Here is a 26,716-nt window from a genome sequence, read left to right as displayed (position 1 = left end):
GAACCCGCTCGGCTGTATGCGCAGACAGCGGCACATGGCCCTGACAGAGAACTGTCCGCGATGCTCGGCCACGAACGCGTATCTCACTTTGCATCCCTGGCGAAATACGCGGTCGCCTTCCTAAGAAACATCCGGTTTAGCCGCAACGGGCGCCAAGGCGTAACCCAGGGTCTTGGCGCGTCGCTGGAGGTTTGCAAGAACCCGTTGTCGATGTCTCTTGTCATAGGCTGCGGCCCCCAGATCCTGATAGGTCATTCCATGCCTGATGGCGTTGTAGAACAGGACGGCGATCTTGCGGGCGGTCGCCGTCACCGCCTTCTGCTTTCCTATCCGCGCCGAGAGACGGCGATAGAAGGCACCCAGGGCAGTGTCACTGCGTCCGATGGTCGTGGCGGCCAATCGCAACAGGGCCGCCGCCCGGCTCGAGGAGCGCCGCGTCTTCGACGACAGAAGCTTGCCGCCCGAGATCTTGTTGCCCGGCGCCAGGCAGAGCCACGATGTGAAGTGCTTCGCCGTCTTCCACGCGCGCAGATCAGTGCCGCACTCAGCCACCAGCTTCAGCGTCAGCGAGGGACCAAGGCCATCTATCTGGGTCAGGTCGGTTCCCAATACCCCGTAGAGCGCTGCCCGCACGTCGAAGGACGGTGCATTGACTTGCCTGCCTTTGATCCGGGCCTTCGGCAGCGGCGGCCGATCGTCCCCTCCCTTGACTGAGAGGGCTGCGACAGCCTCTTCCAGCCTCTGATCGCAGTCCGCGATCTTGGCTTTGTAGAAGTCGTAGAGGTCGAGTGACTGGGCCAGAGCGAAAACATGTTCCGCCCGGTCAGTGCCCACAAGTGCTGCCCGGATCGTCTCCGGCGAGGATTTGCACCGCACATCCCGGTAATCGGCCAGCACATCCGCATCACGTTCCCCCGCGACGATGGCGCGAATGATCTTCATGCCGGTCGCGCCGGTGATGTCCGAGACCACGTGATGGAGTTGCAGGTTCATCTCCATCAGGGCCTTTTGCATGTGCTGGATATGGGCGGCCGCATACTCGGTCAGTCGTTCGCGCTGGCGCATGTAGGCGCGCAACGTGGCAATCTCCGCATCAGGACGGAAGCTGCCGCGCAGCAAGCCGTAGGAATGCAGTTGCCGCAGCCACCCCGCATCGCTGACATCGGTTTTGCGACCGGGCACGTTCTTGGCGTAGCGGGCGTTCACCAGGATCACCTCGAAGCCTCGGGCCTCGAGGATCTCGAACGCCGGTATGCAGTAGACGCCGGTGGATTCCATGGCCACGCTGGTGACGCCGCAAGACCGGAACCAGTCTGCGAGGTTGTGCAGATCCTGGGTAAAGGTGCCGAAAGCGCGCACCGGCATGTCACAGGTGGATGGGTTTACTGCCGCCATGTGCATCGTCGAGCCGATGTCGATTGCCGCCGCATTGGGGTTGACCATCGTGAGGTCCGGGTGGCCGCCGGTTGTAGGTCTGGGCATGACATCTCCTCCGTTCAGAACGAAGGGCGTGGGCCATGCAAGTTCGTCATCTTCCTAACCGGGATCGCCGCGACTGCGACGTCACCACTCTCAAGTGCGCATCAGCCCATGTGCCACGTTTTTTAACGGGGTCCAGCCCACCAATAAGCGATCGGCAACTGCCCTTCGCAAAGAGCGTAACACAGGCTGTTGCTACCGCGCACAGGCGGGCTGCGGCCCGGAACGGTTTTTTAGGATATCCCGCTCCTCCGTCACTCTCAGAAGCTCACGCTTGAGCCGACGGATCTCCGCCTCTTTCTCAGCGTCACCGGATGACGCCTTCGCGAACTTCTTCTTCCAGGCGTAGAGCGAATACGCGCTGACCCCGAGACGCTCCGACACTTCCCTGACCGGATAGCCCCGCTCGGTGATCTGCGCGACGGCGTCTCTCTTGAAATCGTCGCTGAACTTGGTGCTGCTCATCATGGCCTCCTTGCCTCAAAATTAGCAAAGAAGGCGTCCACGATACACGGGGCTATTCAAGAGCTACGCAGGGTTCTTCCTTTATCATCCAAGCAAGCGCCAGACGCCCCCGGCGTTAGGGGCGCTGATTTCTTTCCTGATGGAAAAACGAGACAGAGCCTGAATTGCCTTGTTACTCGTGAAGATGTGCCAAGGGGGCTTTTCAATCCGCGCCCGCAGCGCCCCCGACGATAGATGTTCCGATGATGTCCCGCGGCGTGGTGTAGCTTGCGACGGGCCTCGCGCTCACCGGCGGGCCGAGCTTGTTAGTCGCGCTGCGCTGCAGGCAGGCTGACCACGACATCATCGCAGACAGGAGCGAGCGTTTCCAGCGTCATGTACCTGCCACGCTGGACGGTCCATTCCTCGGTCTGTTCCATCAGGATGGCGCCGACGAGGCGGCGTATGGATGCCTCGTTGGGGAAGATCCCGATGACATCGGTGCGCTGCTTTATCTCGCCGTTCAGACGCTCGATGGGGTTCGTGCTGTGCAGCTTCGTCCGGTGCTGCTGGGGAAAGCTCATGTAGGCGAGGACGTCCTCCTCGGCCCCGTCCATGAGCGTTGCGAGCTTGGGCAGCTGATCCGCGACTTGGCGCCATTGGGCCTTTGCCGCCGCGTGGTCGGGCTGGGCAAAGGCGGTGGCGATGAAGGCTGACACCACCCGACGGCTGCTCTTGCCGGCATGGGCCAAGGCATTGCGCTGGAAGTGAACCCGGCACCGCTGCCAGCTGGTCGACAGCACGCGGGCCGTGGCCGCCTTGATGCCCTCGTGAGCGTCAGAGATGACCAGCTTCACGCCTGACAGGCCGCGCCGCACGAGATCGCGAAGGAAGTCGGTCCAGAAGGGTTCAGCTTCCGAGGCGCCGGTCGCCATGCCCAGAACCTCGCGTCGGCCATCCATGTTGACGCCCACGGCGATCGTGACCGCGACACTGACAATGCGCCCGCCCTGGCGTACCTTCAGGTAGGTCGCATCGATCCACAGGTATGGCCACTCTACCTCGATCGGGCGGGTCAGGAAGGCATCGACACGGTCGTCGATTTCCTCGCACAACCGGCTGACTTGGCTCTTCGAAATGCCGGTCCCGCCCATGGCTTGCACAAGATCATCCATCGCCCGGGTCGATACGCCATGAACGTAGGCTTCCTAGATCACCGCCGTCAGGGCCTTCTCGAAGGACCGCCGTGGCTCGAGGAAAGACGGGAAGTACGACCCGGTACGGAGGCGAGGGATGCGCAACTCGACGCTGCCCGCACGGGTCTGCCGCCGACATATATGTCGACCTGTCGCGGTATCCGTTCCGTTGCGCCAGCCGATCGCTGCTCTTCTCGCCGTAGTCAGCGCCGGTCTTGGCGCCGACCTCAAGTTCCATCAGCCGCTCGGCCGCGAAGCCGATCATCTCACGCAGCAGGTCGGCGTCTGCGCTCCTTTCGACAAGCGCACGTAGGTCCATCATGGGTTTGGTCATCGGGTGAAGTCCTTGGTTCAGGTTGGTTGTCGCAACCCAACCCTCCCGGGAAACCCGATGGCCACCGCAAGCTACACCACGTCCATGGACGTCACCCCCGCGTGTCGATCAACAGGCCGGATACATATGCGCGACTTCCGAGATCATGCCAAAAATCATTTGCGAACAGCAGCCGGTACATAAAAAAGGGCCGGGTGCATCGGTCGCCGCAACCTGCCTGGAACATGACGCGCTGCATCGCCGCAAGGCGGCACCGAGCCCAAACTGATCAGAGTGTGCCGGCCCGATTTTGCTCGCGCAAAGACGCGCTCAGCTTAACGATCAACCCTTCAGCTGCCGTTGAGCATGGCTCAAGCGGCTTGCAGCCCGGCGGCTCACAGCGGAAGATCGCTACACGTCCCCCTGACGGCTTGGGGCAGCCGGAGGTCGCATTGGAAGGTCTTTGCTCGTCCAGGACAAGCGCTGCTGTTCAGTCGGCGGATGGCTGTGGAAGAGCCCAGCCCTTGCCCGATGCCACCTGCAGCCGGGCCCAGCTGGCCGCGAGGTCGCGCAGGCCGGATGCCAGTTTCAGGCGCGCCTCGGCAAGGGACCGCTGCACGTCGAGGTAGTCGAGCAGCGTGGTCGTGCCGCCCTCGTATGTCTCGCGCGACAGGGCGACCACCCGCTTGTAAGAGGCCACGCTGCGCTGGTAGGCGGCGACCGCGCGGCGGTTGCGCAGGTGGTCGCTCTGGGCAGACTGCACCTCCTCGACCGCGTCTAGGACGGCGCTGCGCCAGCCCAGTTCCGCCTGCTCGGCCTCCGCGATGGCCGCGTTGCGGTCCGCGCGCAGAAGGCCCTGGTTCAGCACCGGGATCGACAGCTGCGGCCCGTAGCTCCAGCTGTTCACGCCTTCCGAGGTCGACACCATGCCGCCAAGGCGCAGGGACGGGTAAAGCTGCGCCTCGCTGACCCCGACACGAGCGGTGGCGGCGGCAAGATCCGCTTCGGCAGCGCGCAGTTCGGGGCGGTTGCGCAGCAACTCTGCCGGGATCCCGGCAGTGGCACTTCCGCCGGTCCGGGGTTGGGCGGCGCCGCGCTCCAGCCGTGCTTCCAGTGTCTGGACCGGCTTCGCCAACAGCGTGGCGATGGCGTAAGAGGCCGCGTAATAGTCCTGTTCGAGGCCGGGCAGGGACGCCTGTGACTCGTCGAGCGCCGCCTGCGCCTGCGCTTCGTCGAGCGCCGTGGCGGCGCCCGCCTGACGCTGGCTTTGCACGAGGCCAAGCGTGTCGCGCCGGGTTTCCAGGGTCTGCCGGGTGATCGCCAGCGCGTTCTGGTAATAACGCAGGTCGATGTAGCTGCTCACCAGCGCCGAAAGCAGCGCCAGCCGCGCCGTGCCGACGCCAAGCTCGGCCGATTGCAGCCCGGCCAGCGCCGCCTCGCGGGCGCGCTGTTCGCCGCCGAAGAGATCCAGCATCAGGGCAGGGCTGAAGCTCGCGCCCGACGTGTTGGTGGTGCCGGGCACGGTCTCGCCCCCGGCACGGATGCTGTCCGCGCCAAGCGTGCCGGTGACCTGCGCGGGCAGGCCCGTGCTGCGCGCGGCGGCCTGCGCCTCGGCAACACGGGCCAGCGCGGTGCGGATGTCGAGGTTCTGGCGCAGCCCGGCCTGCACCAGTTCGCTCAAGAGCGCATCGTCGTATCCGAGCCACCATGCCTGGTCGGCGACAGGACCCGCGGGCTCGGCGCGGCCTTCGGCGAATTGCGGGGCAAGGGGCTGGATCGGGGCTTGGTGGTTCGGCCCGACGGTGCAGGCGCCAAGCGCGAGCAGTGCCGGAAAGAGGAGATGTCTGGCGGTCATGTGATCTTGTCTTTCGGGTTGCGGCTCCCTCCCGGGAGAGGAGGGAGCGATCATGACGGGGGCAGGGGTCAGCCTTGCGGCGGTGTGCCGAGGCGCTTGTGGGTGCCGGTGAGCTTCATCACAGAGACGAAGAACACCGGCGCAAAGATCACCCCCAGCACCGTGGCCGAGATCATCCCCCCCACCACGTTGATGCCGATGGCGTTCTGGCTGGCTGCCGAGGGGCCGGTGGCGATGGCCATCGGGATCACCCCCATGGTAAAGGCCAGCGAGGTCATCAGGATCGGGCGGAAGCGCAGGCGGCAGGCTTCGACGGTGGCGTCGATGAGGCCGCGCCCCTCGGTGATGAGATCCTTGGCGACCTCGACGATCAGGATGGCGTTCTTGGCCGACAGCCCGACGATGGTGATGAGGCCCACGGTGAAGAATACGTCGTTCGACAGCCCCGTCAGCGTCACCGCCGCCACCGCCCCGATGGCGCCCATCGGTACGATCAGCATCACCGCCAGCGGGATCGACCAGCTTCCGTACAGCCCCGCGAGGCAGAGGAAGACGAAGAGCACCGACAGCCCGATCAGGATCGGCGCCTGGCTGCCGCTCTCGATCTCCTGCAGCGACTGGCCGGTCCACTGGTAGCCGAAGCCCGGCGGCAGGTCCGTCGCGATGCGCTGCATCTCGGCCAGCGCCTCGCCCGAGGAGTACCCCGGCGCAGCCTCGCCGTTGATGCGGATCGACGGGTAGCCGTTGTAGCCGACGATTTGCGACGGGCCGAAGCCCCACTCGGCGCTGGCGAATGACGACAGCGGCACCATCCCGCCCTGCACGTTGCGGACGTTGAGCTTCAGCACCTCCTCGATGGAGCTGCGCGCCTCAGCCTCGGCCTGCACGATGACGCTCTGCATCTTACCGTCGTTGGGGAAGTCGTTGACATAGCCCGACCCGAGCGCGACCGAGATAGTGCGGTTGATCTCGCCGAAGGTGACGCCGAAGGCATTGGCCTTCTCGCGGTCCACGTCGAGGCGCAGCTGCGGCCCCGGTTGCAGCCCTTCGATGTACATCTGCCCGAGGATCGGACTTTCGGCACCCGCGCCCATGATCTGGCCGGCTGCCTGTTGCAGCGCGGCGTTGCCGAGGTTCGCGCGGTCCTGAAGCCGGAAGCTGAAGCCCGAGCCGGTGCCCAGCCCCTGGATCGGGGGCGGCGAGATGGCGAAGGCAAAGCTGTCGCGGATCGAGAACAGCATCCCCGACAGTTTCCCCGCAAGCGAGGCCGCGCCCAGCTCGGGGCTTTCACGCTCGGCCCAGTCCTCGAGCGTCACGAAGCTGACTGCTGAGTTCGGCCCCTGTCCCGAGAACGAGAAGCCCTGGATCGTCACCACGTCGGCCACGCCCTCGGTCCCCAATGCAAAGGCCTCGGCCTGTTTGGTGACTTCGCGCATCCGGAACGAGGTCGCCTCGGGCGGCGATTGCATCGACGCGATGAGGTAGCCCTGATCCTCCTGCGGCAGGAAGGCGGCGGGGATCTGCACGTAGACGTAAGCAAGACCCGTCACCAGCGCGGCATAGATCACCATCATCCGCCCCGAGCGGCGCACGAGGCCCCGCACGCCCCCGGCATAGCCTTTGGAGGCGCGGTCGAAGTTGCGGTTGAACCAGCCCGCCGGGCCCTTGCGGGCATGGCCGTGACCTTTGGGGATGGGTTTTAGAAACGTCGCGCAGAGTGCCGGCGTCAGCGACAGCGCAAGGAAGGCCGAGAAGAAGATCGACACCACCATGGTGAGCGAGAACTGCTGGTAGATGATGCCAACCGAGCCGGGGAAGAAGGCCAGCGGGATGAACACCGCCATCAGCGCCAGCGTGATGCCGACGATGGCACCCGAGATCTGGCCCATGGCCTTCTTGGATGCCTCGCGGGGGGACAGCCCCTCTTCGGACATGATGCGCTCGACGTTTTCCACGACCACGATGGCGTCGTCCACGAGGATGCCGATGGCGAGGATCATCGCGAACATAGTCAACACGTTGATCGAGAAGCCGGCCGCCAGCATCACCGCCAGCGTGCCCGCCAGCGCGATCGGCACCACCAGCATCGGGATCAGCGTGTAGCGCAGGTTCTGAAGGAAGATCAGCATCACCACGAAGACCAGCGCCACCGCCTCGAGCAGGGTGTGAACCACTTTCTCGATGGAGGCCGACACGAAGGGCGTGGTGTCATAGGGGATCGACGCCTCGACCCCTTCGGGGAAACCCGCCGACAGCTCGTCGAGCAGCGTGCGGACGCCCTCGGCGGTGTCGAGTGCGTTGCCGGTGGGCGAGAGCTGAATGCCGATCTGCGCGGCTTCCTCGCCGTTGAGATAAGCCTTGAAGGAATAGAACTCCGCGTCCATCTCGATGCGCGCCACGTCGCTGAGGCGCACGATGGAGCCGTCTTCGCCCGCGCGCAGAACGATCTGGCCGAACTCCGCAGGGGTGCGCAGCTGGCCGGTGACCAGAAGCGTCGCCTGGGTCTGCTGCCCCTCGGGCGCGGGGTCGACGCCGACGGAGCCCGCCGAGACCTGTGCGTTCTGTTCCGAGATGGCGGCGGTGATGTCGGTGACCGACAGATCGAGCCCGACCAGCTTGGCCGGGTCGATCCAGACCCGCATCGCCCGCTCGGCCGAGAACAGCTGCGCCTTGCCGACACCCTCGACCCGGCGGATCTCGTTCAGCACGAAGCGGGTGGCGTAATCGGCGAGACCGACGGAATCGTAGCCCGACCCCGGCGCCCCGGCGAGCGAGACGAACATCAGGTAGCTGCTGCCCGCCTCCTCGACCAGAAGGCCCTCCTGCTGCACCTGCGGCGGCAGCGAGGATTCCACCCGGCGCAGGCGGTTTTGCGTTTCCACCACGGCCTGCGACACGCTGCTGCCTGAGGCGAAAGTGACGGTGATCGTCACCGCCCCCGTCGCTTCGGAGGTCGACTCGAAATAGAGCAGGTTGGGGATGCCGTTCAGCTCTTCCTCGATGGGGCGGGTGACCTGTTGGTAGAGGTCCTCGGGCGAGGCCCCAGCGAAGCGGGTGGAGATGGTGACCTGCGGCGGGGCGACATCGGGATATTGCGCCACCGGCAGCGACGGCAGCGACAGCGCACCCGCCAGCGTGATGAAGATCGCGATGACCCAGGCAAGCACCGGGTTGTCGATGAAGAAACGTGCCATGGATCGGGGCCTCAGTTCGCGGCTGCGGGCTGCAGCGCGTCGATGGCGCGGCTGCAGGTGTCGGTGGGCGCATCCTCCGCGCCCGCGGGATCGGTCCAGCAGACCGGGGTGACCGGCGCACCGGGGCCAATCTTCTGGAACCCGTCGACGATCACCATGTCGCCGGGAGCAAGCCCCTCTTCGATGGTGAGGCTGTTGTCGTTGGCGCGCCCTTCCGAGACGGGGCGGGGCGCGACAGTTCCGTCTTCGGCGACCAGCATCAGCTGCGCCTGACCCGAGGCGTCGCGCCGCAGCGCCTGCGCCGGGACGACCAGCGCCGCCTCGCGCACCGCCTGTGCCACGCGCACGCGCACATACATGCCGGGCAGCAATGTGCCGTCGGGGTTGGGCACCTCGGCGCGCAGCGTCACCTGCCCGCTGGAGCGCTCGACCGACGCCTCGGAGAACAGCAGCTTGCCTGAGTGCGGGTAGAGCGAGCCGTCGTCGAGATAGAGCTGCACCTCCGCGGCGCCGGGGGCCAGCTCGGTGATTTCGCCCGCTTCCATCGCGCGGCGCAGGCGCAGCAGTTCCGACACCGGCTGCTGCATGTCGGAATAGACGGTATCGAGCGCCTGGATCGTGGTCATCACCTCGCCCTGTGCGCTCACCAGCGCGCCCTCGGTGGTCAGCGCCCGGCCGGTGCGCCCGGCAATGGGCGCGCGCACCTCTGCGTATCCGAGATTAATCTCGGCGGCGCGCAGCTGCGCCTGTGCTTCGGCCAGCGCGGCATTGGCCTGAAGCACGGCGGTCTGCGCGGTATCAAGATCCGCCTGGCTCGCGACATTGCGAGACCGCAGGGAGCTCAGGCGCGTTTCGGTCTGGCGGGCGTCGGCAACTCCTGCCTCGGCCCGTGCGACGGTGGCGCGGGCGGCGTCGACGGCGACCTCGTAGGGCTGGCGGTCCAGCTCGTAGAGCACGTCGCCCGCCTCGACGGTGCTTCCTTGCGTGAAGACGCGGGCCTCGACGATGCCGCCGATGCGGGGGCGGACCTCGGCGACGCGGGTGGGGCTGATGCGGCCCGGCAGCTCGGAGGCCACCTCGACGCGCTGCGGTTCGGCGACGATGACGCCGACCGAGGGCGGCGGGTAGCCCTGCGCCCCGGCAGGGGCAGGGGCAAGCGCCAGAACGGCAAGCAAGGGAAGGGCGGCACGGCGCGCGGGCCGAGGGATCGGGTACATATCGGAACTCCGGGGAAAGGGCCGCCGGTCGGCCCTCCGCGGTCGGAGGGCCGGTGCGCTGTCACCGCAGGCGGGGCAGGTCTTGGGCAGAAAGGTGAGGGGCGTCAGCCGCCGGGGCGGAAGCCTTTCGGGCGGCGTACCGGGCGCCACAGCGCGGCGGTCAGCAGCGCGACGGACATCACGATGAGCGGGGGCACCGCGTGCCCGTATTCACCGTGCAGCAGCACCGTCAGCGCTGCCGCCGCCATGACGGACGCACCCAGAAGGCTGCCGACGAAGCGGGTGCGCGGCAGCAGGATCAAGAGCGCCGCGAGCCATTCGAGAAGGCCGGTGAGGCGGTTGAAGCCGCTCGGGTAGCCCCAGCGGTCGTAATCGGCGAGGATCTCGGGCGAGGCGAACATGTTGAGCGTGCCGCCGAGCAGGAAGAAAGCTGCAAGCAGCCAGGCCGGGATGGCGCGCCAGGGGAGGGATTTCATCGGTAGGCTCCTTCTACGCGGCGGGTTGGCCGGCCCCACGCGTCGGGGCCGGCCGCTTGGCGTCAGGCCAGGTTGGCTTCGGCGAACTCGTAGTTCGCGAGATTGTCGAGGAAGTTGGTCACGTAATCCGGACGGCGGTTGCGGAAATCGACGTAGTAGCTGTGCTCCCACACGTCGAGACCGAGCAGCGCGGTGCCCTCGCCGGTGGCCAGCGGGTTGACGCCGTTGGCGGTCTTGGTGACGCCGAGGCTGCCGTCGGCCTTCTGGATCAGCCAGGCCCAACCCGAGCCGAACTGCGTGGTCGCGGCGGTCTTGAACGCGGCCTTGAAGTCGTCGACCGAGCCGAAGCTGTCGACCAGCTTTGCCTCGAGCGTGCCGGGGATGCCGCCGCCATTGGGCGACAGGGCGTTCCAGAAGTGGATGTGGTTCCAGTGCTGACCGGCCTGGTTGAACACGCCCGCGAGCGCGTCGTCGGCGTAGCTCAGCGTGACGATCTCCTCGAGGGTCTTGCCCTGAAGGGCGGCGTTGCCGTCGACGAAACCGTTGAGCGCGGTGACATAGGCCTGGTGGTGCTTGTCGTGGTGGAGCTCAAGGGTTTCCTGGCTCATGCCACGCTCGGCAAGGGCGGAATGGGCGTAGTTCAGGGCGGGAAGTTCGAAGGTCATCTGTGGTCTCCTGTCGAGCCAGCGCTTGCGCGCCGGGACCCGTTCGGTTATTTAAGCAAGCATGGGCTTTGAAAAACATTGGAGCGAATATGTCAAGTGATGACTTGGAAAAATGGGCGTGGTCCCCGCGCGCACCTTCCGAGCGGCTGCTGATGACGCTCAAGATGCATGGCGCCCAGACGTCGGCAGACGTCGGTCGGCGACAGGTCATCACCGGTGAGGCCGCACGCCAGCAGCTTGGCAAGCTGCAGGAGGATGGGTTGGTGCGCGAAGAGCGGCGCAGCGCCGGGCGCGGGCGACCCGCGGTCTACTGGCACCTGACCGACAAGGCGCAGGCGCGTTTTCCCGACACCCATGCCGCGCTGACCGTGGACATCCTGCGCAGCATCTCCGAGGTACTGGGCCCGGAAGCGCTGGACCGGATCATCTCCGAGCGCGAGGGGGTGACGCTCGAGAAGTACCGCACCGCCATGTCCGACTGCAGCGACACCCGCGACCGGCTCGAGAAGCTTGCTGAGATGCGCAGCGCGGAAGGCTACATGGCGCAGGTCCAAGAGGAAGACGACGGTACGCTGCGGCTTATTGAAAACCATTGCCCGATCTGCGCCGCCGCGAGTTTCTGCCAGGGCTTCTGCCGCGCCGAGAAGGCCGTGTTCCAGAACGTGCTCGGCCCGGATGTCCTGATTGAACGGGACGAACATATCGTCGCCGGCGGGCGGCGCTGCACCTACCTCGTGCGTGAACGCGAGTAGCGCCGTCCGGTACGAGTTGGCGGAACCTTCTAGCAAGGTCCAGCTACCAGATGTTCGCTGTCGCCGCCGTTCGCGCGGCCATTGATCGCAAGCCGGGCTGCCGGGCTCCCGCGCTTGACGGTGGTTGGCTGGCTGACCCGGACCGGCCAGCTGAAAGCCCTTAATCCGTCCAAGCCCGTGCGGCGCTACCAGTGGGAGTGGTACGGCGAACTCATTCATCTCAATATCAATCCGTTTGAGCATTTGGAACGGTTGCTCATCAAGGCGCCATCGGTTCAAGCATGATGGGCGACTCCATCGCTTTAAGGGTATCCGCAAGGGCGTCCGCGACCGCGGGGCGGGCTGGGACTTGGCAGGACTGCTGGCCTGCCTGCAGGGCAGAGAGACTGAGCAGCTCGGACCGCCCGCGGGTGCGAGGCTGGTCGTGAGACGATCCATACCTGAGGGACCCGTAAATGGGAGGGGGCGGCGAGGCGCTATCGCCTGACATCTGGCCAGGCCAGCGCCTGCGGCCGACGCAGCGACTCACTAAGATGGCACTCATCAGCACTCGAACATGAGGCGGGTGAGGTGATAAGGTTCTGCTCTGAGATGAAAAAATCTCTTCTCAGGATAAATCAATAAAAAGCTAGTAATATAGCTTATATTGTTTTAGCTCTCTAGCAGGAGGGATCGGCCGCCGTTGCGGGCTTGGCCGATCGACAACTGGGAGAGGAGCCCCTCATGCTTAGACTGCTTGTGAACGCCCTGCCTGCGCTTGCCATCGCCGGCGTCGGTGCCACCGCTGCGCTGGCGCAGGACGATGTGGACCTGCCGCGCTCGATGATCTGGAGCGCCTACGACGTGGGTTCGGGCGGTTACACCGAAGCCTCGGCCATCGCCAACGCGGTCCAGGGCAACTTCGACACCCGCATCCGCGTTCTGCCATCGGGCACGTCCATTGGCCGCCTGCTGCCGCTGCGTGAAGGCCGTGCGCAGTTCGGGTTTCTCTCAAACGAGCTCTTCTTCGCCAACGAGGGCACCGAGGAATTCGCGGCACTCGACTGGGGCCCGCAGGAGGTGCGCGTGATCCTTGGCCGTCCCGCTTCCGTCGGGATCATCGCGGCGGCGGACGTGGGGGCCCAAGGCGTCGAGGACCTGCGCGGCAAGCGCGTTGGCTTCGTGCGGGGCAACCCCGCGCTCAACATCAAGACCGACGCCTATCTTGCGTTCGGTGGTCTGACCCGAGACGACGTGGAACAGGTCTGGTTCGGCAGCTACGGCGCGCTGAAGGATGCCATCATCTCCAACCAGCTCGATGCGATGGGCATGGTTCCGACCTCGTCCTTCGCGCGCGAGATCGAGGCCAGCGCGCGCGGCCTCACCTGGCTCAGCTTTGATCCGGAAAACACCGAAGGTTGGGACAACGCCACCAGCGTCATCAGCTTTGCAGAGCCCTACCAGCAGACCACCGGCGCCGGTATCTCGGAAGAGAACCCCGTCTGGCTGCTGGGCTATCGCTACCCGATGCTGGCGACCTATTCCGAAACGGACGAGGAAGCCGTCTACAACCTCGTGAAGGCCATCGACCAGAGCTTTGACGGTTTCAAGGACGCCACCGCAGAAGCGTCGAACTGGGCAGTGTCCGGAGCGATCATGCCACCTGCGGACGCGGCCTTCCACGAAGGCGCCGTGCGCTACGCCAAGGAAATGGGCTACTGGACCGATGAGGCCCAGGCCTGGCAGGACGAACGCCTGGCCCGCGAGGATGCCGTTGAGGCAGCCTGGGACGAGGCCCGCGCCGCATATGATGGCAGCGATGATGACTGGCCCGCCTTCTGGAACGAATGGCGCGCCGAGCATCTGTCCGACTGACACAAGGCTCCTTCGGCGGGTTCGCCATGCGGATCCGCCCCTTCCTGAACGACGTCAACCGAGCAAGCGAGGTCCGTGATGAGCGATCCGCATTCCAGCACTGTATCCAACCACCAGACCACCGCGGACCAACCGGCGGCGCCTCCTGCGGGCGCGGGGATGCTGCACGGCCCGACACGGGTCGTCGTGCTTGTGCTCGGGCTTGTCGCCCTGCTGCTGAACGTCGACCGGCTGTTCAACACGCAGATGCTGATCGGCTACGTCCTGCTCGACACGTCGTATTTCTACCTGCTGGCGGGGATCTTCCTATCCATCGTGTTCCAGGTCTATCCGCTGTCCATCGAGCGCTTTGGCATCGTCGGGCGGAGTCTGGACATCACGGCCTCCGCGCTCGTGCTTGGCTGCGCCGCCTTCTTCGCCTGGAACGGCGAGCGCATCCTCATGGAAGGCTGGGATCTGGTCGCGCCGGTGAACGCGCAGATCATCGCCGGGATCTTCTGCCTGCTGACGCTGGAGGCGCTGCGGCGCGCCGGGGGCCTCGTGCTGCTCCTGATCTGCGGTACCTTCTTCCTGTTCCCGCTGTTTGCCGAAAGCATGCCGGGGTTCCTCTGGGGGCCGGGCACGGACATTCCGGGGCTGGTGATGATGCATGCGCTTGGCTCTGAATCGATCATCGGCGTGCCGATGCGCGTGGTCGCCGGGCTGCTGGTCGGGTTCCTCGTTTTCGGGTCCGCCCTCGTGGTGACCGGCGGCGGCGCCTTCTTCATGTCCTTTGCCGAGGCGCTTCTGGGCCGGACCCGTGGCGGGCCCTCCAAGGTGGCGATCCTGTCATCCGGCTTCTTCGGCTCGCTCTCGGGATCCGTGATCTCGAACATCGTGACCACCGGGCAGATGACCATTCCGACCATGAAGAAGGTCGGCTATCCGCCGCGTTATGCCGCCGCGATCGAGGCCTGTGCCTCCACGGGCGGCGCGCTGATGCCTCCGGTGATGGGGGCGGTGGCCTTCATCATGGCCGAGAACCTCAACGTGGCCTATTCCACGGTGATGATCGCCGCCATCGTGCCGGCCGCGCTCTTCTACTTCGCGCTGATGCTGCAGACGGATTGCTACGCCGCGCGGCGTGGGCTGAAGGGGCAAAACCCTGCCGATCTGCCGAAGGTCTGGCCGGTGCTGAAATCCGGCTGGCATTTCCTGCTGTCGCTGGTCGTTCTGGTCTACCTGATCGTCGCACAAGGGATCGAGGCGCAGGCGCCGTTCTATGCCACGCTGGTCCTGCTGGTGACCTCGACGCTCAATGGCTGGATCCGCGGAGAGAACCGCGTGACCTTCCGCCTGTTGATCGACCTGCTGGAGGATTCCATCCGCAATATCGCGAACATCGTCGGCATCCTGGCAGGTGTCGGCCTGATCGTGGGCGCGCTCAGCTATACCGGCGTCGGCGGAGCCTTCTCGCGGGAGCTGCTGCAATTCGCAGGCGACAACATCTACCTGCTGCTGGTCTTCGGTGCGCTGACCTCCTTCGTGCTCGGCATGGGGATGACCGTCAGCGCCTGCTACATCTTCCTTGCCATCGTGTTGGGGCCGGCCATGGCAGGCGCCGGTCTGAACCCGATCGCGGGGCACCTCTTCATCCTCTACTGGGGCATGCTGAGCTACATCACCCCGCCCGTCGCCCTGGCCGCCTTTGCTGCTGCGGTGATCGCCAAGTCAGACGGGATGCGCACCGGTATCCTCGCCATGCGTCTCGGCGCCGTGAACTTCGTGCTGCCCTTCATCTTCGTGCTCAATCCGACGCTGGTGTTGCAGGGCGAACCGCTGGCCATCCTGCATGACGTGGGCAGTGCGGTGCTGGCTGTGTGGTTCATGTCGGCGGCTAGCGAGGGCTGGCTGCACTTCGTGGGGCGCATGTCGGTCCCGGCGCGGATCACGCTTGGCGCGGCGGCGGTCACCCTGGTGGTGCCTGGATCACTCTCGGACCTGATCGGCCTCGCGCTGCTTGGCGCCGCCATCGTGATCAACCGGTTCACCATCCCCGGTCCTGCCCGCAGCCCCGCCCATTCCACCGATTGAGAGAGGACAGACCCATGAACACGCACAGTGCTCCGTCTCACGGCGCCGTCCACACCGAAATCCGTGATGGTATCGCCATCCTGACCATCGATAATCCTCCCGTGAACGCGGGCTCCCACGCTGTCCGTCTCGGACTGATCAAGGCGCTGCAGGGCGCGGGTGATCTGCGGGGGGCGGTGCTGATCGGGGCGGGGCGCAGCTTTGTCGCCGGGTCCGATCTGAGGGAGTTCGGCGCGCCGCTGGCCTGGCCCGAACTGCCCGACGTGATTGCCGCCTGCGAGGATGCGCCCTTCCCGGTGGTGGCCGCGATCCACGGTGTCGCCCTTGGAGGCGGACTTGAGCTGGCGCTTGGCTGTGACTATCGCATCGCCACGCCGGACGCGAAGCTGGGGCTACCGGAGGTGTCGCTTGGCATGGTGCCGGGGGCAGGGGGCACGCAGCGCCTGCCGCGCCTGACGGGCCGCATCGCTGCCGTGGAGATGATCTGCGGCGCCACCCGCGTCCCCGGCATCAGGGCCGAGGCGCTTGGCCTCGTCGATGCGCTGGCCGACGGCGACCTGCTGGAGGCTGCGCTGGAATTCCTTGCGCAGGACCGCCCCAAGCGGGTGGTGGCGCAGCTGACCGTGCCTGACGAAGGCTCCGCCGCGCTGAAGGCCGCCTGTGACAAGGCGCTGAAAAAGGGGCGGGGCCGTCCCAACGTGGCAGAGGCGATCCGCCTCGTGCAGGCCGCCGCCGACCCTGACGTGGCCACTGTACTGGCCGATGAACGCGCCGTGTTCCAGCGGCTGCGGCTTGAGCCCGACGCCTTTGCGCTACGGCATCTCTTCTTCTCTGAACGGCGGGCGGGATCGGTCGACGGGCTGAGCGCCAAACCCCGCGCGCTGGCCTCCGTCGGCGTGATCGGCGGCGGGACGATGGGGCAGGGGATCGCGCGCGCCTGTCTGGCCGCGGGCCTGCCCGTGACTCTGGTGGAACGCGATGCGGAGGCGCTTGAGCGCAGCCTGACCGCGCTGCGTGATGCGCTCGACGCCCGCCATGCGCGGGGCCGTCTGACCGACGCGGCCCTCGCCGCGCAGAAGGCTGCGCTGAGCGGGGCGACCGACGTGGCCGACATTGCCGCCTGCGACCTCGTCATCGAGGCCGTCTTCGAGGAGCTGTCGGTCAAGGTGCCGCTGCTGGAGCAGCTCGACCGGGTGCTGCCGGAGAATGTCGTGATCGGCACCAATACCTCCTACCTCGACATCAACGCGATGGTGGCGGATCTGCCGGGCAAGTCCCGCGTGCTGGGCCTGCACTTCTTCAGTCCCGCTGACGTGATGAAGCTGCTGGAGGTGGTCCGCGCCGAGGCGACCGCTGATGACGTACTGGCCACCGGCCTTGCACTGGCGAAGAAACTGGGCAAGCAGCCCGTGGTCGCCCGCGTGGCCGAAGGGTTCATCGGCAACCGAATCTATGCCGCCTATCGGCGCCGGGCTGAACTTCTGGTGCTTGACGGTGCTGCGCCTGAAACGGTGGATGCGGCGGCTGCGGAGTTCGGGTTCGCGATGGGGCCCTTTGCCGTATCGGACCTGAGCGGTCTCGACATCGCCTGGGCCATGCGGAAACGGCAGGCGGCGACCCGTGATCCCAATGCCCGCTACGTCTCCATCCCCGACCGGCTGTGCGAGGGCGGGCGGCTGGGCCGCAAGACCGGCGCGGGCTGGTACGACTACCCCGAAAAGGCGCCGGTCCCGTCCGGGGCAGTGGCCGACATCATCAGGGAGGCGCGGGCAGAGGCCGGGATCACGCCGGAGCCCGTCACCGCCGACACGATCCAGCGGCAGCTGCTGATCGCGATGATCAACGAGGCCGCGCTGCTTCTGGCCGAGGGCGTGGCGCAGCGTCCCTCCGACATCGATGTGACGCTGGCCAACGGCTACGGCTTCCCGCGCTGGAAGGGCGGGCCGCTGTGGTGGGCCGCGCAGGAGAACCCGGAGCAGATTGCCGCCGATCTCGACCAACTGGAACGGGGCATCGGTCACGGGTTCACCCGTGGTCCCGTCGCCCAGACCCTTGCCGCACTGAAGGGCTGACCCATGCAGGACGTTTACATCTGCGACTACATTCGCACGCCGATAGGCCGTTACGGTGGAAGCCTGTCGGGCATCCGCGCCGATGACCTTGCCGCCCTGCCGCTGACCGCGTTGCAGGACCGGCACCCCGATCTCGACTGGGCCGATACCGTCGACGTGATTTACGGCTGCGCCAATCAGGCCGGGGAGGACAATCGCTCTGTCGCGCGGATGGCGCTGCTGCTGGCAGGGCTGCCGGAAACCGTGTCGGGGACCACGATCAACCGGCTCTGCGGGTCGGGGATGGACGCGGTGCTGGCCGCCTATCGCCGCCTCGCCGTGGGGGAGGGCGACTTTGCCATCGCAGGCGGCGTCGAGAGCATGTCGCGGGCGCCCTTCGTTATGCCCAAGGCGGATGCGGCCTTCACCCGCGCCACTTCGGTCGAGGATACGACGATCGGCTGGCGCTTCATCAACCCGGAGATGCAGGCGCGCTACGGTACGGATTCCATGCCCGAAACGGCGGAAAACGTGGCAGCGGACTTCGGCATTTCCCGCGAGGATCAGGATGCCTTTGCCCTGCGCAGTCAAGAGAAGGCTGCGGCCGCCCGCGCCATCCTCGCGGAAGAGATCATCCCCGTCGCCGTGCCACAGCGCAAGGGCGATCCGGTGGTCTTCGAAACCGATGAACACCCCCGCGCCACCACCGCCGAAAAGCTGGCCGCGCTGAAGGCACCGTTCCGTGCGGGAGGCAGCGTGACGGCGGGCAATGCCTCCGGTGTCAACGATGGCGCGGCGGCGCTGATCCTTGCGACGGAGGCCGGGATGAAGCGCCACGGGCTGAAACCGCTGGCGCGCGTGACCGGCGGGGCGACCGCGGGCGTGGCGCCGCGCATCATGGGCATGGGGCCTGCCCCTGCGACCGAAAAGCTTTGTGCGCAGCTGGGCGTTACCCCGGACAGTTTTGACCGGATCGAACTGAACGAAGCCTTTGCCGCGCAGGCGCTGGCCGTTCTGCGGAGGCTGAACATCGCGGACGACGATCCGCGGGTGAACCCCTATGGCGGGGCGATCGCCCTCGGGCATCCGCTGGGCATGTCCGGGGCCCGCATCACCGGAACTGCCGCGCGCATGATCGCCCGCGGCGAGGCGCAGACCGCGCTTGCAACAATGTGCATCGGCGTGGGGCAGGGCATCGCGCTGTCGCTCGCAACTGCCTGAACGAAAGGACCAAGGACATGGGTATCGACATCAGCTTCAACGGACAGGTCGCGGAGATCACCATCGACGTGGCCCCCGTCAACGCCATCACGCTGGCCAATTACGCCGAGATCGGGGAGGCCTTCGACACTGCCGACACCTGGGAGGGGATCAACTGCATCATCCTGACCGGGGCTGGCAGCCGCGCCTTCTGCGCCGGGCTGGACCTGAAGGAGTTTCTTGCTGCCACGGTGGCCGAAGACCCCGCCCGCGCCCGCGTCGTGCGCCGCTGTTTCAAGTCGATCCGCGATTGTGCCCTGCCGACCATCGCCGCCGTAAATGGCCCGGCGCTTGGAGCAGGTACGGTGCTGGCGTCGGTCTGCGACATCCGGCTGGCGTCGGAGACGGCAAAGTTCGGCACGCCGGAGGTCAACATCGGCCGCTGTGGCGGCATGGCCCACATGGGGCGTCACCTGCCTCAGGGCCTGCTGCGCAAGATGTTCTTCACAGGGGAGCCGATCGACGCGCAGGAGGCGTGGCGCTTTGGCTTCGTGCAGGACATCTACGCCCCCGATCAGCTGATGGCAGAGGCCCGCGCGCTGGCGGCCAGGATCGCCACCAAGGCGCCGCTGGGCCTGCGCATCGGCAAGCAGTCCCTGAACCAGATCGAGTTCCTGCCTGTCGATGAGGGCTACCAGATCGAACAGCAGTTCAGCACCCAGCTGATGAAGACCGAGGACGCCCGCGAAGCCACCGCCGCCGTGGTGGAAAAGCGCAAGCCGGTCTGGAAGGGCAAGTGATGGAACGGGCCGCGATCAACGGTACCCTGCTGAACATCCGCATCGACCGGGTCGCAGAAGATGCGCCCTGGGTCGTGTTCTCCAATTCGCTCGTCACGGACCTGTCGGTCTGGGACGGGGTGGTTTCGGCGCTCACGGGGTGGAACGTGCTTCGCTACGACCAGCGCGGGCACGGGGCATCGGATGTGCCGACAGGCGCGGTGGACTTCGACATCCTGTCCGACGACCTGCTGGCGGTGATGGATCATGCCGGTGTCGGGCGCGCGGTCTGCGTGGGACTGTCCATGGGCGTGCCCACGGCGCTTGCCGCATACGGCAAGGCGGCGGACCGCTTCACGGGCCTTGTCCTGATGGATGGCATGGCAAGATCCGCCCCCGCCGCCGTGGAAACCTGGGGCGCCCGGATCGAGGAGGCCCGCAATCTTGGCATGGCGGGCTATGCCAAGGTCACCGCCGACCGTTGGCTGACCTCGGGGGCGAAGGCCGAGGCGCTGACCGCGATGATCGCGGCGACGCCCTTCGAAGGGTTCCGCGCCTGTGCCACGGCGCTGCAGGGCTATGACCAGACGGCGGTCCTGTCACGGATCTCCGTCCCGGTCCTACTGGTGGCGGGCCTGTCGGACGGTAAGATCCCCGAGACCATGCGCGGCCTCGCCGAAACCCTTGGCGCGCGGTTCGAGGGCGTTGAAAACGCGGGCCATGTGCCCTGCTTCGAGCAGCCCGAGGCGACCGCCGCGCGGCTGACCGCATTCCTTGCGGAGATGGCGTCGTGAAGCTGCACTGGTCTCCGCGGTCGCCCTTCGTGCGCAAGGTGATGATCACGCTGCATGAAACCGGCCGCCTTGGCGACGTCGAGCTGATGCGCAACGTGGTGGCCGCGCACCTGCCGCCCAACCCGGCGGTTCTGGCCGACAACCCGCTGGGCAAGATCCCGGCGCTGATCACCGACGCGGGCGTGCTGTTCGACAGCCGTGTGATCTGTGCCTACCTCGACCGCGACGGCGTGCTGCCCGACGGCCCGCAGGCGCAGACGTGGGCCGCATTGGCCGATGGCGCGACCGACATCCTGCTGGCGTGGCGGACCGAACTGGCGCGCCCAACCGGCCCGTGGGCTGCCATCACCGGCAGCTACCTGACCAAGATCCGCGCCGTCATGGCCCATCTGGAAACCGAGGCCGATGCGCTGGCCGACGCGCCCTTCGGCCCCGGTCACGTCGCGCTGGTGTGCTTCCTCGGGCAGCTGGATTTCCGCTGGCCCGATTGCGGCTGGCGCGACCATTTCCCACAGCTGGCCGGTGTGGCCGCCGACTGGGCCGCGCGTCCTTCCGTTACGGCGACGGCGGTGGTGGACGACAGCGCGGGCGACAACGCCCTCACCGCAGGCATCCTGACATTCGAAAAGGAGACAACATGAGCGGACCGCTTTCCCACGTTCGGGTCCTCGACCTGAGCCGCATCATGGCCGGCCCGTGGTCCGGTCAGATCTTCGCCGACCTTGGCGCGGAAGTCATCAAGGTGGAACGCGCCGGTGTCGGCGATGACACCCGCCGCTGGGGCCCCCCCTTCATGAATGACACGGAGGGCAACCCGACGAAGGAGTCGGGGTACTACCTGTCGGTGAACCGCGGCAAGAAATCCGTCGAGGTCGACATATCTTCGCCCGAGGGGCAGGAGATGATCCGCGACCTTGCCCGGACAAGCGACATCGTGCTTGAGAACTTCAAGGTCGGCACCCTCAAACGATACGGGCTGGACGAGGAAACCCTGCGCGGCATCAACCCCAGGCTCATCTATTGCTCCATCACCGGGTTCGGGCAGGACGGGCCGATGGCGCAGGACGTGGCCTATGACTTCATGATCCAGGCCATGGGCGGGCTGCTGTCCGTGACCGGCGTGCCGGACGGTGAGCCGGGGGCAGGGCCGCAGAAGGTCGGCGTGCCGGTGATCGACATCATGACCGGCATGTATGCCACCGTCGCCGTGCTGGCCGCGCTGGCCCGCCGCAATGAAACTGGCAAGGGCGATTACGTCGACATCGCGATGCTCGACGTGGCGACCGCGATGCTGGCCAACCAGGCGATGAACCACCTTGTCTCCGGCGCAACTCCCACGCGGAAGGGCAACAAGCACCCCAACATTCAGCCGCAGGACATTTTCCCGGTGGCGGATGGGCATATCGTCATCGCGGTCGGCAACGATGAACAGTTTGTCCGCTTTGCTGAGGCGCTCGGTCATCCCGAATGGGCCACCGATCCGCGGTTTGCCACCAATGCCGCGCGGGTCGAGAACCTCGATACGCTGCACCCGATGATCTGCGACACGCTGCAGACGCGCTCCCTTGGCGACTGGCGCGCCGATCTGGTCGCGGTGAAGGTGCCCTGTGCGCCGATCAATACCGTGCCCGGCGTGCTGGCCGAACCGCAGGTGCAGCACCGCCAGATGCTGCAACACTTGCCGCATCCGCTGTCTGGGACCGTGCCCCAGGTCGTGTCGCCCATGCGTTTCACGGAAAGCCCGCTGACCTTCGAGGCGGCCCCGCCGCTTCTGGGGGAACACACCGAGGCGATCCGGGAGCGGATCGTGGCCGCCAAGGTGGAGGGATGACCATGGGACGTATCAGTTTCCCGGCCCCAGAAACCATGTCCCCCGCGCAGAAGGCGGTCTTTGACGAGATCGTCTCGGGCCCGCGTGGCGTGCTCGTGGGGCCGCTGCGCGCGGCCTTGCACAACCCGGTGCTGGCCGACCGCTGGCAACAGTTCGGGCGTGTGCTGCGGTTTGAAACCACGCTGCCGGCGTCCCTGAACGAACTGGCGATCCTGATCACCGCGCGGCGCTGGAACAGCCTTTTGGAATGGGCCATCCATGAACGCGACGGGCTGAAGGCCGGCCTTGACCAGGGGGTCATCGACGCGTTGCGCGAGGGCCGCGTGCCGGATTTCACCGATGACCCCGCCGCGGGCGAGATCTACGACTACGTCTGTCAGCTGCTGACCCGCGGCAAGCCGGAGCAGGGGGTCTACGATCCGATCCGCGCCCGCTGGGGCGAAGTGGGGGTGGTCGAACTGACCGCCGTGGTGGGCTATTACTCGATGGTTGCCATGACCCTGAACGCGCATGAAATTCCGGTGCCCGATGGCGTGCGCGCCGACCTGCCCGTGACATCGGGGCGTCTCTACGACTTGCCCGAACGTCAATGATCTCGCGTGGTTCCCTTTGTCGGCGCTGAAATGATATAAAGCTATAAAATCACTTTTGAGCTTCCGATTTCGTCCGTCAAAGGGGACCTACCATGGCTGCCAGCCGTACAGACCTTCTCGAAAAGAGCAACGTGGCGCGCTACATCCAACTCGCCTCGGTGTTTCGTGGGCGGATCGAGCGCGGGGACTGGCCGATCGGGGAGCGCATCTCGACGGTGGAACAGCTGTCGAAGGAATTCGGCGTGGCGGGCATGACAATCCGCCAGGCGCTTGACCAGATCGAAAAGGAAGGGTTGATCGAACGGTTCCGCGCCAAGGGCACCTTCGTGCGCGCCCGTCCCGAACGCGACCTGTGGTGCGAGGTGCAGACCGACTGGAACGGGCTGCTGATGTCGCGGGCCGATGCCCAGATCGAGGTGCTCTCCGACGAGCCCGGCGCCACCCTGCAGCAGGCTGATTTCGACCACGGCACTGTCGCCCCGTCCTATCGGCATCTGCGTCGGCTGCATCGCCGCCAGAACGTGCCCTTCCTCGTTGCGGACGTCTACGTGGACGAACGAATCCAGCCGCTGATCCCGGAGGCGAACTACACGACCACCACCGCGATGCGGCTGGTGTCGGATCTGCCCGGAGTGCGGGTTTCGGACGCCCGGCAGATCCTCTCGGTCGCTTCGGCGGATGTCGAGACGGCGCAGCTTCTGCAACTGTCGCTGAACGATCCCATCGTGCTGGTCCAGCGTCTTGCCATCGACGAAGGCGGGCAACTGATCCTCGTGGCGAACGGCATCTACCGGGGGGACAAGGTGCGGATCGACATGAAACTCCTCACCTGACAATATAAAAGTTGTAAATATAGCTTATTGATTTATTTTACTCAGAGCAGGCGACCTGCTGCCGACTCGTCCGGGATGAAGGCATCCTGTTCGCATCGGTAGAGGGTCGCGATTGCCGCTCGGGAGAGGCGGCGGACGATCTGGGGAGGCGTGATGTACTACGATCCGCGAAAAGGCGACCACGGGTTGCCGCACAACCCGTGGACCGCGCTGGTCACACCAAGGCCGATCGGCTGGGTGTCCAGCCGCAATCCGGACGGGGTGCCGAACCTTGCACCCTACAGCTTCTTCAATGCGGCTGCGACACATCCACCCTTCGTCATGCTGTCCTCGACCCCGCGCAAGGACAGCCTGACCAACATCGAGGCCACTGGTGTCTTTGCCATCAATATCGTCGGCGCCGATCTGGCTGAGGCGATGAACCGCAGCTCGGCTGCGGTGGCCCCGGAGGTGGACGAGTTCGCACTTGCCGGGCTTACGGCCCGCGCCTGCCGCAGCATTGACGCCCCTTGCGTGGCCGAAAGCGCCGTGGTCATCGAGTGCATCCTCAACCGCGTTGTCTCGCTCGAGCCAAAAAGCGGGCTGCCCTGCAATACGCATATCGTCTTCGGCGAGGTGACCGGCATCGAGATCGCCGATCATGTCTTGCGCGATGGCCGGGTACGGACCGACCTGATCCGCCCGCTCTCGCGGCTGGGGTACATGGACTACGCGGTGACCGACACGACATTCGAAATTCTGCGCCCGATGTCCTGACGGGACAAGACCGGTTCGTCCCACGCCGGGCTGGCGCAGATCCGTGGGGCATTCAGGAGGAGACATCACATGAAAACGAGAATTGCGGCGATGGGCCTTGCCCTCGCCATGGCGGTGCCGTGCCTTGCGCAGGCCAATGTCGAGGAAAAGACCGCGATGAACGGTGAGACACAGGTGGGCTATTCGGTGCGCGGGGAGGGGCCGCTGGTGGTGATGATCGCGTCCACCGGCCGCAGCGCGGCCGAGTTCGCTCCCGTGGCAGACCGGCTTGCTGAACGGGGCTATCGTGTCGCGCTGCCCGAACCCCGTGGCATCGGTGCAAGCACCGGCAAGATGACCGATGTGTCCTTTCATGACTTCGGCGACGATTTCGCCGCGGTGATCGAGCAGGAGGGCGGCAAGGCCATCGTTGCCGGCCACGCCTACGGGCAGTGGATCGCCAAGACCGTGGCATCGGATCACCCGGACATGGTTTCCGGTCTCGCGCTGATCGCCGGCGGCGCGAAATCCTGGCCGCCCGAGCTGTCGGAGGCGATCACCATGATCAATGATCCCGCCTCGAGCCGCGAGGAGAGGATGGACGGGCTGCTTCTTGCCTTCTTCACCGATGAGCAAAGCGCCGAGCCGTGGCTGGAAGGCTGGCATCAGGATGTGACCGTCAGCCAGCGCGCCGCGCGCAAGCTGACCGACCGTGATGACTACTGGGCCGGTGGCACGGCACGGATCCTCGACCTGCAAGCTGGCAGCGACCCATTCCGGCCGGAAAGTTCGCGCATGGAGGTGCGAGAGGAGCTGGGCGAACGGGTGACCGTCGAGGTCATTGAGGGCGCCAGCCACGCGCTGCCCGCCGCGAAACCCGTGGAGACAGCGGACGCCATCGCGGACTGGATCGAGACTTTGCCCACCGAATGACAGAAGCGCGGGGCGTCCTTGGTGGGGCGTTCCGGGCCCGACGAGGCCGGCGCGTGAACGGCAGGCGCCTCCACATGTTGCTGGATCGTGCGGACTGCGATAACGAGCATATAGTGGTCACGGTTGCAAGGGTCAGGCGGCGGGTATTGAACCAGTCTACCCATTCGAGCGTCGCGTATTCGACGGCCTCGAAACTGCGCCAAGGGCCGCGGCGGTGAATGACCTCCGCCTTGAACAGGCCATTGATTGTCTCAGCCAAAGCATTGTCATAGCTGTCACCGACGCTCCCGACAGATGGCTCGATGCCGGCCTCACCGAGGCGCTCGGAATACTTGATGGACAGGTATTGGGACCCGCGATCCGAGTGGTGGACCAGTCCCATGCCCTTCGCCGGCCGACGCTCGTGGACGGCCTGCTCCAGCGCATCGAGAACAAAGCCCGCGTGGGCCGAGGTGCTCACCCTCCAGCCCACAATCCGTCTGGCGTAAGCATCGATGACGAAGGCGACGTAAGCGAACCCTTTCCAAGTGGCCACGTAAGTAAAGTCGCTGACCCAGAGCCTGTTCGGCGCGGAGACGCGGAACTGCCGGTTCACCTTGTCGAGCGGACATGGCGCCTTCTTGTCCGGCACCGTCGTGCGATGCGGCTTGCCGCGAATGATGCCCTGAAGGCCCAAATCCTTCATCAGCTTGGCCACGGTGCAGCGGGCGACAGTGATCCCCTCGCGCCCGAGCTGCCGCCAGACCTTGCGGACACCGTAGACCTGCCAGTTCTCCTCGAACACGCGGTGGATCTCGGGGCGAAGAGCCGCGTCCCGCTTGGCACGCGCCGACCGTCGGGCAGGTTCTTCCCGCTTCGCCAAGTGATCGTAGTAGGTGGAAGGGGCGATCGGCAGCACCTTGCAGATCGGCTCGACCCCGTGCTCCGCACGATGAGCATCGATGAACGACACCATTACTTCGACCGGCGGTCGAGCTCCGCCACGGCAAAATATGCTGATGCTTTGCGGAGGATCTCATTCGCCTGGCGCAGTTCCCGATTCTCCCGCTCGAGCGCCTTCATCTTCTCGGCCATGTCGCTCGGGATGCCGGCGCGCTGCCCACTGTCCACCTCGGCCTTCTTGACCCAGCTGTTCAACGTGTTCGCTGAACAACCGATCTTCGCGGCCACCGAGGCGATCGCCTGCCAGCGCGATCCATGCTGACCCGGATTGTCGAGGACCATGCGCACTGCGCGCTCGCGGACCTCAGGGGAGAACTTGTTCGTTGTCTTGCTCATGATGGCTCCAGTCTACTCAAGAGTTGGAGCCTCCGGCAGACCCGGGGCGGTTCATAGTAGCAGAAATCCCCGGGCTGCTCGTTGCCGAAGGAGCGGGCACCTTCCGTGGTCAGCTTGCGCGGCGGGTAAGCGATCTTCTCGTTGTTCGAGTAGTCCTCAATGCTCAGCTCG

General features: G+C 66.0%; 21 protein-coding genes, 3 pseudogenes and 1 other annotated feature. Of the genes and pseudogenes, 14 read left to right on the top strand and 10 right to left on the bottom strand.

Annotated elements, in window-relative coordinates; translation table 11 throughout:
• Window positions 1-120 precede the first annotated feature (120 nt).
• The 8 genes and pseudogenes from LCM15_RS22075 to LCM15_RS22040 all read right to left on the bottom strand — a co-directional run bounded on the left by LCM15_RS22075 (window position 121) and on the right by LCM15_RS22040 (window position 10,839).
• Window positions 121-1,482, bottom strand: a complete 1,362-nt coding sequence (locus tag LCM15_RS22075) for an IS110 family transposase (RefSeq protein WP_224859976.1) — start codon at window positions 1,480-1,482, stop codon at window positions 121-123.
• Between the two features lie 228 nt (window positions 1,483-1,710).
• Window positions 1,711-1,944: pseudogene (locus LCM15_RS22070) on the bottom strand (transposase); the annotation flags it as partial.
• Between the two features lie 305 nt (window positions 1,945-2,249).
• Window positions 2,250-3,453: pseudogene (locus LCM15_RS22065) on the bottom strand (IS256 family transposase).
• 469 nt (window positions 3,454-3,922) lie between these two features.
• Window positions 3,923-5,287, bottom strand: a complete 1,365-nt coding sequence (locus tag LCM15_RS22060; protein WP_224859975.1) for an efflux transporter outer membrane subunit — start codon at window positions 5,285-5,287, stop codon at window positions 3,923-3,925.
• Window positions 5,288-5,355: 68 nt separating this feature from the next.
• Entirely contained in the window at window positions 5,356-8,481 is a 3,126-nt protein-coding gene (locus tag LCM15_RS22055) for an efflux RND transporter permease subunit (RefSeq protein WP_224859974.1), read from the bottom strand.
• 11 nt (window positions 8,482-8,492) lie between these two features.
• On the bottom strand, window positions 8,493-9,698 hold the full coding sequence (locus LCM15_RS22050; protein ID WP_224859973.1) for an efflux RND transporter periplasmic adaptor subunit: 1,206 nt from the start codon (window positions 9,696-9,698) through the stop codon (window positions 8,493-8,495).
• A 104-nt stretch (window positions 9,699-9,802) separates the two neighbouring features.
• Window positions 9,803-10,174: a DoxX family protein gene (locus LCM15_RS22045; RefSeq protein ID WP_007799269.1), complete on the bottom strand. Its 372-nt coding sequence runs from the start codon at window positions 10,172-10,174 to the stop codon at window positions 9,803-9,805.
• A gap of 62 nt (window positions 10,175-10,236) precedes the next feature.
• On the bottom strand, window positions 10,237-10,839 hold the full coding sequence (locus LCM15_RS22040; RefSeq protein WP_224859972.1) for a superoxide dismutase: 603 nt from the start codon (window positions 10,837-10,839) through the stop codon (window positions 10,237-10,239).
• An 89-nt stretch (window positions 10,840-10,928) separates the two neighbouring features.
• On the opposite strand from LCM15_RS22040, the gene LCM15_RS22035 reads away from it, so the two are divergent.
• The 14 genes from LCM15_RS22035 to LCM15_RS21970 all read left to right on the top strand — a co-directional run bounded on the left by LCM15_RS22035 (window position 10,929) and on the right by LCM15_RS21970 (window position 25,267).
• The gene (locus tag LCM15_RS22035) at window positions 10,929-11,591 is read left to right on the top strand and encodes a helix-turn-helix transcriptional regulator (protein ID WP_224859971.1); all 663 of its coding nucleotides are present in this window, start codon (window positions 10,929-10,931) and stop codon (window positions 11,589-11,591) included.
• A gap of 114 nt (window positions 11,592-11,705) precedes the next feature.
• Window positions 11,706-11,876 carry a hypothetical protein gene (locus LCM15_RS22030; RefSeq protein ID WP_224859970.1) on the top strand — a complete coding sequence of 57 codons (171 nt, stop codon included), beginning with the start codon at window positions 11,706-11,708 and terminating at the stop codon, window positions 11,874-11,876.
• 438 nt (window positions 11,877-12,314) lie between these two features.
• Complete coding sequence (locus LCM15_RS22025) at window positions 12,315-13,445, top strand: TAXI family TRAP transporter solute-binding subunit (protein WP_224859969.1); 1,131 nt, start codon at window positions 12,315-12,317, stop codon at window positions 13,443-13,445.
• A 78-nt stretch (window positions 13,446-13,523) separates the two neighbouring features.
• Window positions 13,524-15,518, top strand: a complete 1,995-nt coding sequence (locus LCM15_RS22020; RefSeq protein ID WP_224859968.1) for a TRAP transporter permease — start codon at window positions 13,524-13,526, stop codon at window positions 15,516-15,518.
• A 14-nt stretch (window positions 15,519-15,532) separates the two neighbouring features.
• The gene (locus tag LCM15_RS22015; protein ID WP_224859967.1) at window positions 15,533-17,590 is read left to right on the top strand and encodes a 3-hydroxyacyl-CoA dehydrogenase NAD-binding domain-containing protein; all 2,058 of its coding nucleotides are present in this window, start codon (window positions 15,533-15,535) and stop codon (window positions 17,588-17,590) included.
• A 3-nt stretch (window positions 17,591-17,593) separates the two neighbouring features.
• Window positions 17,594-18,790 (top strand): 3-oxoadipyl-CoA thiolase, encoded by a 1,197-nt coding sequence (gene pcaF, locus LCM15_RS22010; RefSeq protein WP_224859966.1) that lies wholly within the window; start codon window positions 17,594-17,596, stop codon window positions 18,788-18,790.
• 17 nt (window positions 18,791-18,807) lie between these two features.
• Window positions 18,808-19,569: an enoyl-CoA hydratase-related protein gene (locus LCM15_RS22005; protein ID WP_224859965.1), complete on the top strand. Its 762-nt coding sequence runs from the start codon at window positions 18,808-18,810 to the stop codon at window positions 19,567-19,569.
• Entirely contained in the window at window positions 19,569-20,342 is a 774-nt protein-coding gene (locus LCM15_RS22000) for an alpha/beta fold hydrolase (protein WP_224859964.1), read from the top strand. The genes LCM15_RS22005 and LCM15_RS22000 overlap by 1 nt, the downstream gene beginning before the upstream one ends.
• Window positions 20,339-20,983 (top strand): glutathione S-transferase, encoded by a 645-nt coding sequence (locus LCM15_RS21995; protein ID WP_224859963.1) that lies wholly within the window; start codon window positions 20,339-20,341, stop codon window positions 20,981-20,983. Before LCM15_RS22000 ends, LCM15_RS21995 begins: the two co-directional genes overlap by 4 nt.
• Entirely contained in the window at window positions 20,980-22,173 is a 1,194-nt protein-coding gene (locus LCM15_RS21990; protein WP_224859962.1) for a CaiB/BaiF CoA transferase family protein, read from the top strand. The genes LCM15_RS21995 and LCM15_RS21990 overlap by 4 nt, the downstream gene beginning before the upstream one ends.
• Entirely contained in the window at window positions 22,170-22,766 is a 597-nt protein-coding gene (locus tag LCM15_RS21985) for a carboxymuconolactone decarboxylase family protein (RefSeq protein ID WP_224859961.1), read from the top strand. The genes LCM15_RS21990 and LCM15_RS21985 overlap by 4 nt, the downstream gene beginning before the upstream one ends.
• 92 nt (window positions 22,767-22,858) lie before the next feature.
• Window positions 22,859-23,599: a GntR family transcriptional regulator gene (locus LCM15_RS21980; RefSeq protein WP_224859960.1), complete on the top strand. Its 741-nt coding sequence runs from the start codon at window positions 22,859-22,861 to the stop codon at window positions 23,597-23,599.
• 153 nt (window positions 23,600-23,752) lie between these two features.
• Complete coding sequence (locus tag LCM15_RS21975; protein WP_224859959.1) at window positions 23,753-24,355, top strand: flavin reductase family protein; 603 nt, start codon at window positions 23,753-23,755, stop codon at window positions 24,353-24,355.
• A 69-nt stretch (window positions 24,356-24,424) separates the two neighbouring features.
• Window positions 24,425-25,267 (top strand): alpha/beta fold hydrolase, encoded by an 843-nt coding sequence (locus tag LCM15_RS21970; RefSeq protein WP_224859958.1) that lies wholly within the window; start codon window positions 24,425-24,427, stop codon window positions 25,265-25,267.
• A 133-nt stretch (window positions 25,268-25,400) separates the two neighbouring features.
• On the opposite strand, the pseudogene LCM15_RS21965 reads toward LCM15_RS21970, so the two are convergent.
• Both LCM15_RS21965 and LCM15_RS22940 read right to left on the bottom strand, forming a co-directional pair.
• Window positions 25,401-26,545: pseudogene (locus LCM15_RS21965) on the bottom strand (IS3 family transposase); the annotation flags it as partial.
• Window positions 26,148-26,264, bottom strand: a sequence feature (AL1L pseudoknot). Its footprint overlaps the pseudogene before it by 117 nt.
• Window positions 26,542-26,706 (bottom strand): cyclophilin-like fold protein, encoded by a 165-nt coding sequence (locus tag LCM15_RS22940; RefSeq protein WP_224859977.1) that lies wholly within the window; start codon window positions 26,704-26,706, stop codon window positions 26,542-26,544. The pseudogene LCM15_RS21965 and the gene LCM15_RS22940, both read right to left, overlap by 4 nt.
• Window positions 26,707-26,716 lie beyond the last annotated feature (10 nt).

The sequence above is a fragment of the Salipiger bermudensis genome (assembly GCF_020171625.1).
Classification (GTDB): domain Bacteria; phylum Pseudomonadota; class Alphaproteobacteria; order Rhodobacterales; family Rhodobacteraceae; genus Salipiger; species Salipiger bermudensis_B.
This window is presented reverse-complemented; position numbering and strand designations above follow the sequence as displayed.